Consider the following 12,365-nt stretch of genomic DNA (forward strand, 5'->3'; position numbering starts at 1 on the left):
CTCCTGACTAAGCTCGGCGCCGACCTCCGGGCCACCGCTTGCCACTGCTGACGTTGCGTAGCGGGGAAATCGCGCCCGCCACCCACTCAGGAGTAGCAATTGGACAAAGGCAGTGAAGTGTTCCAGTCGGCGGTGTCCGCCGCGATCCCTGGTCAGCGGGGATTCGACTACCTCATCGTCGGTGCCGGCTTCGCGGGCAGCGTGCTCGCCGAGCGCCTGGCGAACGAGTTGAACCAGCGCGTCCTCATCGTCGACAAGCGCCCCCACATCGGGGGCAACGCGTACGACCGGCACGACGACCACGGCGTGCTGGTGCATCCGTACGGGCCGCACATCTTCCACACCAACTCGGCCGACATCTTCGAGTACCTGTCGCAGTTCACGCAGTGGCGCCCGTACCAGCATCGCGTGCTGGCGAGCGTCGACGGCCAGCTGCTGCCGATCCCGATCAACCTGGACACCGTCAACAGGATGTACGGCCTGAACCTCACCAGCTTCGAGCTGGAGAAGTTCTTCGAGTCGGTCGCCGAGAAGAAGGACAGCGTCAAGACCAGCGAGGACGTCGTCGTCAGCAAGGTCGGCCGCGAGCTGTACAACAAGTTCTTCCGCGGCTACACGCGCAAGCAGTGGGGCATGGACCCGTCGGAACTCGATGCGAGCGTCACCGCGCGCGTGCCCACGCGCACCAACCGCGACGACCGCTACTTCACCGACACCTACCAGGCCATGCCGCTGCACGGCTACACGCGCATGTTCGAGAAGATGCTCGACCACCCGAACATCAAGATCATGCTGAACACGGACTACCGCGACATCGTCGAATTCGTGCCGTGGAAGCACATGGTCTACACGGGCCCGGTCGACGCCTTCTTCAACTACAAGTACGGCAAGCTGCCGTACCGCAGCCTCGAGTTCCGGCACGAGAACCTGAAGCAGGAACGGTTCCAGCCCGTGGGCACGGTGAACTACCCGAACGACTACGGCTACACCCGCATCAGCGAGTTCAAGCACATCACGGGGCAGGAGCACCCCACCACGTCGGTCGTGTACGAGTACCCGCGCGCCGAGGGCGACCCGTACTACCCGGTGCCCAAGGCGGAGAACGCCGAGCTCTATCGCAAGTACGAGGCCGAGGCCGACGCGATGGCGAACGTCACCTTCGTCGGCCGGCTCGCCACGTACAAGTACTACAACATGGACCAGGTCGTCGCCCAGGCGCTGACCGCGTTCAAGCGGCTGCAGGAACGGCATGCGCAGGCCGAGGCCGACGAGGCGCTCGACGCCGTGCAGCACACGGCAGCAAGCTCGGCTTGAGATGGCGATGCAGGACCCGTCATTCCCGCGGAGCCGGGACCTTCGACTCTGGGCGGGCGCCGAGTGCACGGTCAACCGGGTCGGCGACGCCTGGCTGGACCAGGCCCGCTACAACGGCTTCGAGGACCGCATCGAGGACCTCGACCGGCTCGCCGCGCTCGGCATCGAGCGCCTGCGCCTGCCGTTGATCTGGGAGCGCGTCGCACCCGACGGCCCGGCCACGGCGAACTGGTCGTGGCCCGATCGCGCGGTGAAGCGCCTTCGTGAGCTCGGCGTGCGGCCGATCGCGGGCCTGGTGCACCACGGCTCGGGGCCGCCGCAGACCAGCCTCACGGACGCGCGCTTTCCTGAGCTGCTCGCCGAGTACGCAGCGGCGGTGGCCCAACGCTTCCCCGACATCGATGCGTACACGCCGATCAACGAGCCGCTGACGACGGCGCGCTTCTCGGGCCTGTACGGCGTCTGGTACCCGCACGGCCGCGACGACCGCACCTTCGTGCGTTGCCTGCTGACGGAGATCCAGGCCACCGTGCTCGCGATGCGGGCCGTGCGCCGCGTGAACCCGCAGGCGATGCTGGTGCAGACCGACGACCTCGGCTACACGACGGTGTCGGGTCCGCAGCTGCAAGAGCAGGCCGATTTCGAGAACCACCGGCGCTGGCTCGGCTACGACCTGCTGTGCGGCCGCGTGACGCGCGAGCATCCGTTGTGGGACTACCTCGTCCGCAGCGGCATCGGTGAGGGCGAACTGCAGGCGCTGGTCGACGAGCCCTGCCCGCCGGACATCCTGGGCATCAACTCGTACATCACCAGCGAGCGCTTCCTCGACGACCGGCTGGAGCTGTACCCGCCGCACCTGCATGGTGGCAACGGCAGGCACCGCTATGCCGACGTCGAGACGGCGCGCGTGCACGGCGCGCACATCGGCGGCTTCGCGGCGCGCCTGCGCGAGGCGTGCGAGCGCTACGAGCGCCCGGTGGCGATCACCGAGGTGCACCTGGGCTGCACGCGCGAGGAGCAGCTGCGCTGGCTGCACCAGGCCTGGCAGTCGGCGCAGAAGCTGCGTGGCGAGGGCCTCGACGTGCGTGCCGTCACCGTGTGGGCGGCGTACGGCACGTTCGACTGGGACAGCCTCGTGACCCGGGAGCAGGGCCACTACGAGCCGGGCCTGTGGGACATCCGGGGCGGCGGCACACCGCGTCCGACCGCGCTCGCGCACCTCGCCGCGGATCTCGGCCATGGGCGCGAGCCGAAGCATCCGGTGCTCGCGGGTCCGGGGTGGTGGCAGCGTGAACTGCGCTTGCTGTACCCGCACCATGGTGACCTCGATTCGCTGGAAGTCATCGGCCAGCCGGTGCTCATCACCGGTGCCACTGGCACGCTGGGCCGGGCTTACGCGCGCATGTGCGACGTGCGTGGGCTGCCCTACAAGCTGCTCACCCGGCAGGACATGGACATCGCCGACCCGGCCTCGGTCGCGGCGGCGCTCGATCGCTGGCAGCCCTGGGCGGTGATCAACACCGCGGGCTACGTGCGCGTCGACGACGCCGAGAACGATCCGCGCAACTGGCGCGAGAACGTCGACGGCCCGGTGGTACTGGCGGCCGAATGCGCCAGGCGCGGCATCCGGATCATGAGTTTCTCGTCCGACCTGGTGTTCGACGGCGACAAGAACGCGCCTTACGTCGAGACCGACGAGCCACGCCCGCTGTGCGCGTACGGCCGCACCAAGGCCGAAGCCGAGCAGCGCTTGCTCGCCGTGGCCGCGGACACGTCGCTGGTGATCCGCACCGCGGCGTTCTTCGGGCCCTGGGACCGGCACAACTTCGTGACGCAGGCGCTGGCGGCGATCCGCCGCGGCGAACGCTGGCATGCCGCCGCCGACCAGTGGGTGTCGCCGACCTACGTGCCGGACCTGGTGCGCACGTCGCTCGACCTGCTGATCGACGGCGAGCACGGCATCTGGCACCTGGCCAACCGCGGCGCGGTCAGCTGGGAGCAACTCGCCCGCATGGCCGCCGAAGCGGCCGGCCTGGACCACAACATGGTGCAGGGCCGCCCCGGCGCCGAACTCGGCTGGGTCGCCTGCCGCCCGCGGTTCTCCGCGCTGGACAGCGAAAAGGGCGTGCTGATGCCGACGCTGGAGGACGGGCTGGTGCGGTACCTGGACGAGGTGGACACCGCGCTGCTGGAATAGGACGACCGGAAGAAAACTCCGCCTTCAGCGCCCGACCAGGTCGATGAAGCTCCCGGCCAGCCAGCGGTCGTAGACCAGCAGGAAGTGGCCGTCGGTGCCGGCGGCGAGCGAGGACTGGCCCGACGCTTCGCCGGTGGTGGTCTGCAGGCTGTGCGTGCCGAGCGACTGCGCGGCTTCCAGCGGCGTGCCGTCGTTGGCGAAACGCTGGACGAAGACGGTCGCGTCGGTCTGGCGGATGCCGGCCAGGCTGCGCTGCTCCCAGGTCACCACGAAGCCGCTCGTGCCCACCGACGCGACGTGCGGATCGAACACGTCGACGCCTGATGCGCCCGCGATGCGCGTCGACGGCGCGAGCACGCTGCCGTCGGCGCCGAGGATCTGCAGGTCGAGGTCGGCCACGCCCTGCGTCACGCCGAACGATTGCCACACGAGCGCCAGGCGGCCGTCGGACAGCGCCGTGATGTCGAAGGGGAACGCCACGCCCGAGGACGTGCCGGCCAGCACGCGCTCGGCGCCCAGCGCCGTGCCGGTGCCCGTGAACCGCTGCAGGTTCACCGTGAAGCTGGGCAGCGCGGTCGTCCCGCCTTCCTGCAACCACGCCACGGCGTAGCTCCCGTCGGGCAGCACCGCGACGCGCGGCAGGCGCTGCGCTTGCGCCGTCACGGGCGAATTCAGCTGCGCCTGCGCCGCCGGGGCCAGGGCCGCGTCGAAGCGCTGCACGGCGACCGTCGACGGCCCGCCGACCAGCTGCGTGCCGGCCCAGGCCACGACGAACCCGCCGTCGGGCAGCGCGGCCGCATCCAGCGCGGTGAGTGACGTGACGGCCGTGCTGACCTGTGCGAGGGGCGTCGTCGCCGTGCCGCTCGCGTCGAAGCCGCGCATCAGCACGCGGCTGGTCGCGCCGGCGCTGGTGGCATCGGCCCAGAGCACGACGAAGCTGCCGCCCGCCAGCGGCACGACGGCCGGCTGCACACTGGGCGCGCCGATCGCAGCGATGGTCGCCGGCGTCCCCACGGCCTGGCCGCCCGCGTCCACGCGCTGCATCTGCAGCGGTCCGTTGAACGATTGCCACACGACCACCGAGCCGCCGCTCGCGAAGCGCGCGACGGCGGGCGCCTGCGGGCCGTTGCTGGTCGCGACGGTGACGGGCCCGAACGGCGCGAAGCCCGACACGATGGCCGGCGGCGCCGCAGCCGGTGCACCCGAGGCGCTCGGGCTGCCGGTGCCCGTTCCGGCGATGGGACTTCCGGTGCTGGTGGGACTGCCGGTGCCCGCCGGAGCGGTTGGGCCGCTACCAGGGGCTGGTGTTCCGCCCGGCGACGGTCCGGCGGCGAGCGGGCTGCTCGGCGGCGTGGCGGCGACGTCATCACCACCACCTCCGCCGCCGCACCCCGTCAGGGCCAAGGCGATGGTGGCCAGGAGACAAGCGAACGGGCGGCGGTCCATGGGCACTCCCTGTGCTGTTGCCATGGATGCTGCTCACCTGCGCCACGCACAGGCGTGAAGCGGTGCATCAAGTGCGTGGCAACGTTTCCGGCCTCAGAACACGACCGTGTAGCGACCACCCTTGAAGCCGAGTACGGCACCGTCGCGCGTGACCTGCTCCAGCACCACGCCGCCGCCGAGGTCGGCGCCCTCGCGCACGACCTGCCCGTTGACGATGAGCAGGCGGCTGGCCGGGTTGCTGGAGTACGTGCCGCCGCTCACGATGATCTTGGGCGCGTCCGCCGGCAGGCCGCGCACCGGCGGCTGCGTGCCGGCCGAGGCCGCGGCCGGCACGGGCGCAGAGGCAGCTGCGCGTGCCGGCGCGAACGGCGGCATCGCGGCGGACGACTGCGCGCCAGGTTGTGCGCCGGGTTGGGCCGAAGGCTGGGCCGTGGTCGCGGGCGGTGCAGCCGGCGCGGGGGGCGCGCCCCGCTGCTGCGTTTGCGGGGTCGGCTGCGGCGCCGCCGCAGCCGGTTGCTGCTGCGGTTGGGGCTGCGATTGCGGTTGCACCGGTGCAGGTGCGGTGGCGGTCGAAGGCGGGACGGACGTTGGAGCGACCGGCGCCGCAGCATTGCCCATCACCGCCGTGCTGCTGCCCGCCTGCGGCTGCTGCTGCGGCTGCGTCACCACCATCGGCGGCCGCGCCATCACCTCGGGCGGTGGAGGTGCCGGCGGCGTCACGCTCGTGCCGGGCGGCCCCACCGGTTCGGGCGCGGGCACGGTCGCATCGGGCGGTGCGCCGAAGGGCCGGCCGCCGAAAGGCTCGACCGGCTTGACCTGCGCCTGCGCCGCGACCGCGATGGCGCCAAGAAGAAAACCGTAGGCGGGGCGCATGGCGAACTCCTATGCGTGGGCGGGCACGAGCAGCCGCCCTTCGTGGCCGGACGCCCGGTAGCGCGGCAGCACGTCTGCGGCCACACCCACCGCGGTGCCTTCGCGGCACAGCGCGACGCAGGCCCCGCCGAAGCCCGCGCCGGTCAGCCGCGCGCCGTGCACGTCCGGGTGGTGCTGCAGCAGGCGGACCAATTCGTCCAGCTCGGGCGTGGACACCTCGTAGTCGTCGCGCAGGCTCGCGTGCGACGCGTTCATCAGCTCGCCGAAGCGCGCCGGGTCGCTGCACGCCGCCGCTTCCAGCACGCGCTGGTTCTCGGTGAACACGTGGCGCGCGCGGCGGCGCGGCACGTCCGGCAGCGACTCGATCCGCTGCAAGTCGGCGACATCGCGCAAGGAGGCGACGCCGAGCAGCCGCGCGGCCTCTTCGCATTCCGAGCGGCGCTGGTTGTAGCCGCTGCTGGCGAGCGTGCGCGCGACGCCCGAGTCGAGCACCAGCACCTGGGTGCCAGGCGGCAGCGCCACGGTGCGCCGCTCCAGCGAGCGCGTGTCCAGCATCAAGGCGCGATCGGTGCCCGCGAGGCTGGATGCCATCTGGTCCATGATCCCGCAGCGCACGCCGGCGTACTGGATCTCGGCCTGCTGCGCGAGCTGCGCGATGCGCACGTCGTCGAGGTCCAGGCCCAGCAGGTTGCGCAGCGCGCGCAGCACCGCCACCTCCAGCGCCGCGCTCGAGGACAGCCCCACGCCCATCGGCACCTCGGAGCTGACCAGGATGTCCAGCGGCGGGATCTCCGCTCCTTCGTCGCGCGCCAGGCGCAGGCAGCCGTACACGTAGCTGGCGAAGTGCTCGGCCGGCGGGTCCTCCAGCGTGAACTCCACGGCGCGATCGAGTTCGGCGGCATGCAGGCGCCAATGCGAGCTGCCGTTGGCCGCCATCGCCACGCGGGTCTGCTGCGGGATCGCGACCGGCAGCACGAAGCCGTCGTTGTAGTCGGTGTGCTCGCCCAGGAGGTTCACGCGGCCAGGTGCATGCGCCTGCGCCGTCGGCAGGCGGCCGAACGCGTTCTCGAATTCGAGCGTGCCGTCGCCCGCGCGCGGGTGTTCGGCCTTGGCCTGGATCTCGGCTTCCACGGCGGCGTGGCTCATAGGGAAACCTCCACGGCTTGCAATTCCTTCACCTTGTCCTCGGGCAAGGCGTCCATCGCGAAGAAGCCCGCGGCCAGCTCGGTGCCGGCAAGATACTTGAGGCGATCCTTGGTGCGGTACGGCGGCCACAGCTCGGCGTGCAGGTGCATGCCCAGGTGCGGGTCGCCGTCGGTGGGCGCCTGGTACCACGCCATCAGGTACGGGAACGGCCGCTCCCACAGCCCGTCGTACTTGAGCAGCACGGTCTTCAGCGCGCGCGCGAGGTCGGCACGCTCGGCGGACTCGAGTTGCGCGAACCCGGGCACTTCGCGAATCGGCGCGATCCACACCTCGTACGGATAGCGCGCGCAAGCGGGCACGAACGCGATCGCGTGCCGGCCTTCGTAGAGCACCCGCTCGCCGGTCTCGCGCTCGGACCGGATCATTTCGGCCAGCGGGCCGTGGCCATGCTGCGCGTAGTGCTCGCTGGCCACTTGCGCCATGCGCGCGGGCACCGGCGGCACCACCGGGTAGGCATAGATCTGCCCGTGCGGGTGGTGCAGCGTGACGCCGACTTCGGCGCCGCGGTTCTCGAACGGCAGCACGTAGCGGATGTCCGGGCGCGTGCCAAGCCGCTCGGTGCGGTCGCCCCACACCTGCAGCAGCAACTCGATGTGGTCCAGCGGCAGCCGGCCCAGCGCGCCCTTCGGGTCCTGCGTGAACACGACGACTTCGCAATGCCCGTTGGCAGGCGCGGTCGGCACGATCAGCGACGGCGGCGGCTCGGCGCCTTGCGGCACGCCGAGCGACGGGAAGCGGTTGTCGAACACCGCGATGTCCCACGCGCCCGCCGGCACTTCCGTCGGGTTGTCCGCACTCGTCGTCACCGCCAGCGGGTTGTATTCGGGCGGCGGCAGGAAGGTGCGGTTCTGCCGGTGCGCGGCGTACGTGACCCACTCGCCGCGCAGCGGATGCCAGCGCAGGTGCGGGGCGCCCTGCAACGGGTCGCTGAACGGGCTGGGCGCCTGCAGGTTGGAGTCGATCGGCGCGCGCGAATACAGCGTGAGCTTGCGCCCGTCCGGCTTGGTGAGCTCCAGGCGGTGCATCACAGCGTTCCCGGGATCCAGGTGCGCGACAGCGTGGTCACCTTGCGGATGCGCTCCAGCGGCACCTTCGGCGTGCGGTCCGCATTCAGCAGGCCGTTGGCCTCCTGGTACGTGTCGGCGAACTGCGTGTAGCAGAAGCCGCTGAACAGCGCCGTGTGGATGATGGTGTGCAGCAGATCCTCGTACAGCTTGGCGAACTCCTCCGCCGCATCGGCCTTCGTGTAGCCCCACACCTTCTTCACGCCGGGCTCCGACTTGTCCTCGAACGCGATGCCACCGAACTCGGTGAGCATCACCGGCTGGCCGCGGTGTGGGTAGCCGTCCAGCGTGAGCACGCGGCCGCCCGGGCGGCGGCGGTCGAACAGTTGCTCCGGCGGGATCTCGGCGCCATAGCGCTGTCGGATGTGCGCGGTGTTCGCGTCGTAGTCGTGGATGCCGATGATGTCGGTGGCGCTGGACTCCCAGCCGTCGTTGCCGATCACCGGCCGCGTCGCGTCCAGCGTCTTTGTCAGGTGGTACAGCGCTTCGACGGCATGGCGCTGCTCGCGCACCGCGGTGAGTTCCGGCACGCCCCACGACTCGTTGAACGGCACCCACACGATGATGCAGGGGTGGCTGTAGTCGCGGTCCATCGCCTCGGTCCACTCGCGCACCAGCCGCTTGATCGCGGTGCGCGTGAAGCGGTACGCCGACGGCATCTCCTCCCAGACCAGCAGCCCCAGCCTGTCGGCCCAGTACAGGTAGCGCGGGTCCTCGATCTTCTGGTGCTTGCGCACGCCGTTGAAGCCCATCGCCTTGGCGAGTTCGACGTCGCGCTTGAGCGCCTCGTCGCCCGGCGCGGCCAGCAGCGTCTCGGGCCAGTAGCCCTGGTCCAGCACCAGCCGCAGCACGTAGGGCCGCCCATTGAGCATGAAGCGGTCGCGCAGGATGTTCACCGAGCGCAGTGCCGTGTACGAGGAGATCTCGTCGATCACCTGCTCGCCGCGCAGCAGCCGGATGCGCGCCTCCAGCAGCGTCGGCCGCTCGGGGCTCCACAGCAGCTCGTTGCGGAAGTCGTCGATGCCGGGGTCGGACAGCACGATGTAGCGATCGACCTCGCCGTCGATCACCTGGTAGCGGTCGCGCGCGAGCAGGCGCTCGCCGTGCGACAGCTGCACTTCCACCATCAGGTCGTCCGGCTGGTCGCCGCGCACGCGGGCCTCGAAGCCGATCTGGAAGCCCTCGACGCGCGGCGTCCACCGCACCTTGTCGATGTAGGTGCGCGGCACGCGCTCGAACCAGACCGTCTGCCAGATGCCCGTCGTGCGCGGGTACCAGATCGAGTGCGGCTCGAGCTGCCAGTCCTGCTTGCCGCGCGGCTTCGTCAGGTCCTGCGGGTCGTCCTCCGCGCGCAGCGTCACGACCTGCCGGCCCGACGGGTCCAGCAGGTCGGTGATGTCGGCGGAGAACGGCGTGTGGCCGCCCTCGTGGGTCGCCGCAAGCCGGCCGTTGACCCAGACCCTGGCCGCGTAGTCGACGGCGCCGAAGTGCAGCACCACGCGGTCGCCGCCCGGCTTGAGGTCGAAGTCCCGCTGGTACCAGGCAACCGTGTGGAAGCCGGTGTCGGCGATACCGCTGGCCCGCGACTCCGGCGGGTACGGCACGGTGATCTGCTGCGGCCAATGGTCGATGTCGTCGGGCCGGCGGAAGGCCTGCTCGTCGTCGTAACGGAAGCGCCACGGGCCGTTGAGGCACGTCCACTGCGCGCGTTGAAGCTGCGGGCGCGGGTAGCCGAAATCCAAAGCTGGTTCTCCTTGTCGGGGCGTCCGCGCGGTGTTCCCCCTCGGAACGGCCGCCCTGCCCGGCGAAGCTTCGGACGTGGCGGCTAGGCCGCGTGGCTGGGCCGTTCGAGCCAGGTGAACAGCCCCTCGACGGGGTGCCCCTGGTCCAGGCGCAAAGGATGCCGGGCCGTGCGCCGCACGGAGAAACCGTGTTGCCCGGCCAGCATCCGGATGTAACCCTCGCCGTGCGCATACCGCAGGCTCGGCCGCAGCACCCAGTCGCCCGGACCGTCGTGCACCTCGACCGTGAAGCAGAACTCGCCGCCGGGCTGCAATGCACGCGCGGCCCCGGCGACCACGGGCGCGAGGTCGCCGATGTAGATCAGCACGTCGGCAGCGAGCAGCAGGTCGTACCGCCCAGCCACGCCGGCCAAGTGGTCTGCGATGTCGCCTTGCACGACGGCGTCGTAGGTGCCGAGCGCTCGCACGCATTCCACCATGCCGGGCGACAGGTCGATCGCGTCAAGCCGCTCGCAACGCGGCCGCAGCACTGGCGCCGCGAGGCCGGTGCCACAGCCGAGGTCCAGCGCGTGGTGGTAGCGCGGGCGCGCCAGGCCTTCGGCCAGCACGGCCGGCGCGCGGTACTGCAGCGTGTCGACCAGGTGCTCGTCGAACCCCGCGGCGTAGCTGTCGAACAGCTGCTCGACGTACTGCCGTGGCGACGTCGCCGGCGCGGGCTCCGCTCCCAGTCCTGCCAGCGCGTAATGCACCAGCTGCGGGTCGGCGCCGCGTGCGGCCGCCTCGCGGTACGACACGGCCGCTTGCTCGACGTCACCGCGCTCGCGCAGCAGGTGCGCCTGCAGCAGCCACACGGAGCCAACCTCCGGGTCGAGCCGAAGCGACGTGCCTGCCGCCTCGAGCGCCTCGTCAGGACGGCCGAGTTCGGCCAGCGCGGTCGCCAGATGGCCATGCGCTTCGGCGTTGGCCGGCTCGGCGGCGATGGCGGCCTGCAGCGCTTCGACGGCGCGCGCGTGCTGGCCCAGCCGGATGCGCGTTGCGCCCAGGTTCATCAGGGAGGAGGCGCGGCCAGGAAGCAATCGCACGGAGTCTGCGAACGCGCGTTCGGCGTCCTCGTAGCGGCCCGCCTCGAACGCCTGCACGCCGCGCAGGAACTGCGCCTTGGCTTGCTCGAACGTGGCCGCATCCATCGCGGGCGATCTTACGGGCGGCCTGACGCGGCCCCCTGCGACAATCGTGGGATGACTTTCGCCCCGCTCCAGAACGACACGTTCCTGCGCGCCTGCCGGCGCCTTGCGACGCCGTACACGCCGCTGTGGCTGATGCGGCAGGCGGGCCGCTACCTGCCGGAATACAAGGCGACGCGCGCGAAAGCGGGCAGCTTCATGGGCCTGGCGACCAACGTCGACTACGCGACCGAGGTGACGCTGCAGCCGCTGGAACGCTACGCACTCGACGCGGCGATCCTGTTCTCGGACATCCTCACCGTGCCCGACGCGATGGGCCTGGGGCTGAGCTTCGCGCTGGGCGAAGGGCCCAGGTTCGCGCATCCGGTCCGCGACGAGCAGGCCGTGCGCGCGCTCGCCGTGCCCGACATGGACAAGCTGCGCTACGTGTTCGATGCCGTGACCTCGATCCGCCGGGCATTGAACGGCCGGGTGCCCCTGATCGGCTTTTCCGGCAGCCCCTGGACGCTGTCCTGCTACATGGTCGAAGGCCAGGGGTCGGACGACTACCGGCTGGTCAAGACCATGCTGTATGGCCGCCCGGACCTGATGCACCACATGCTGGCCATCAACGCCGACGCGGTCGCGGCGTACCTCAACGCGCAGATCGACGCCGGCGCGCAGGCCGTGATGGTCTTCGACAGCTGGGGCGGCGTGCTGGCGGACGGTGCGTTCCAGGAGTTCAGCCTGGCGTACACGGCGCGCGTGCTGGCCCAGCTGCAGCGCGAGAAGGACGGCGTGGCCATCCCGCGCATCGTGTTCACCAAGGGCGGCGGGCTGTGGCTAGAGCAGATGCGGTCGCTGGACTGCGACGTGCTGGGCGTCGACTGGACGGTGAACCTCGGCCGCGCACGCCAGCTGGTCGGCGACAGCAGGGCGTTGCAGGGCAACCTGGACCCGACCGTGCTGTTTGCGCCACCCGACCGCATCGAGGCCCAGGTGAAGCAACTGCTCGACTCGTTCGGGCCGCCCCACACCGGCAGTGGCCAGGGCCCGACGATGGTCTTCAACCTGGGCCACGGCATCAGCCAGCACACGCCGCCGGAGCATGTGTCCGCGCTCGTCGAGGCCGTCCACCGGCTGTCCCGCAGGGCCGTCGCTGCATAGCAGCGGCCATCGGGAAATCCCCTAGTGGACAGGGTTCGCCGGTGAGCGCACTGCTTGACTTATGCACAAAACCGGTGTTGCGGCGCAACGTGGGGCTCCGTGCAGGCAGCGCAACGCTACAGTTTCCATAGCCACCGTAAGTTGTTGATTTTCCTTGAATTGTGGAAATGCCGATTTTGCGGGCAGCGCAGCC

9 protein-coding genes are annotated in these 12,365 nt (G+C 70.7%); 3 read left to right on the top strand and 6 right to left on the bottom strand.

Features of this window, described 5'->3' with window-relative positions:
• Window positions 1-144 precede the first annotated feature (144 nt).
• Window positions 145-1,314, top strand: coding sequence for a UDP-galactopyranose mutase (gene glf, locus I8E28_RS00155; RefSeq protein ID WP_338050813.1), 1,170 nt, complete (start codon window positions 145-147; stop codon window positions 1,312-1,314).
• Between the two features lie 7 nt (window positions 1,315-1,321).
• Entirely contained in the window at window positions 1,322-3,511 is a 2,190-nt protein-coding gene (locus tag I8E28_RS00160; RefSeq protein WP_200785834.1) for a family 1 glycosylhydrolase, read from the top strand.
• Between the two features lie 24 nt (window positions 3,512-3,535).
• Here the strand turns inward: I8E28_RS00160 and I8E28_RS00165 are convergent, their stop codons facing one another.
• From I8E28_RS00165 to I8E28_RS00190, 6 genes are all read right to left on the bottom strand, one after another.
• The gene (locus I8E28_RS00165; RefSeq protein WP_200785835.1) at window positions 3,536-4,957 is read right to left on the bottom strand and encodes a hypothetical protein; all 1,422 of its coding nucleotides are present in this window, start codon (window positions 4,955-4,957) and stop codon (window positions 3,536-3,538) included.
• Window positions 4,958-5,050: 93 nt separating this feature from the next.
• Entirely contained in the window at window positions 5,051-5,830 is a 780-nt protein-coding gene (locus I8E28_RS00170; protein WP_200785836.1) for a general secretion pathway protein GspB, read from the bottom strand.
• Between the two features lie 9 nt (window positions 5,831-5,839).
• Window positions 5,840-6,976: a galactokinase gene (galK, locus tag I8E28_RS00175; RefSeq protein WP_200785837.1), complete on the bottom strand. Its 1,137-nt coding sequence runs from the start codon at window positions 6,974-6,976 to the stop codon at window positions 5,840-5,842.
• The gene (gene galT, locus I8E28_RS00180; protein WP_200785838.1) at window positions 6,973-8,061 is read right to left on the bottom strand and encodes a galactose-1-phosphate uridylyltransferase; all 1,089 of its coding nucleotides are present in this window, start codon (window positions 8,059-8,061) and stop codon (window positions 6,973-6,975) included. Before galT ends, galK begins: the two co-directional genes overlap by 4 nt.
• Window positions 8,061-9,842, bottom strand: coding sequence for a glycoside hydrolase family 2 protein (locus tag I8E28_RS00185; protein WP_200785839.1), 1,782 nt, complete (start codon window positions 9,840-9,842; stop codon window positions 8,061-8,063). Before I8E28_RS00185 ends, galT begins: the two co-directional genes overlap by 1 nt.
• 83 nt (window positions 9,843-9,925) lie before the next feature.
• Window positions 9,926-11,029 (bottom strand): methyltransferase domain-containing protein, encoded by a 1,104-nt coding sequence (locus I8E28_RS00190; protein WP_200785840.1) that lies wholly within the window; start codon window positions 11,027-11,029, stop codon window positions 9,926-9,928.
• A gap of 51 nt (window positions 11,030-11,080) precedes the next feature.
• On the opposite strand from I8E28_RS00190, the gene hemE reads away from it, so the two are divergent.
• Window positions 11,081-12,172, top strand: coding sequence for a uroporphyrinogen decarboxylase (gene hemE, locus I8E28_RS00195; protein ID WP_200785841.1), 1,092 nt, complete (start codon window positions 11,081-11,083; stop codon window positions 12,170-12,172).
• Window positions 12,173-12,365: the final 193 nt, after the last annotated feature.

This window comes from Ramlibacter algicola, assembly GCF_016641735.1.
GTDB lineage: Bacteria > Pseudomonadota > Gammaproteobacteria > Burkholderiales > Burkholderiaceae_C > Ramlibacter > Ramlibacter algicola.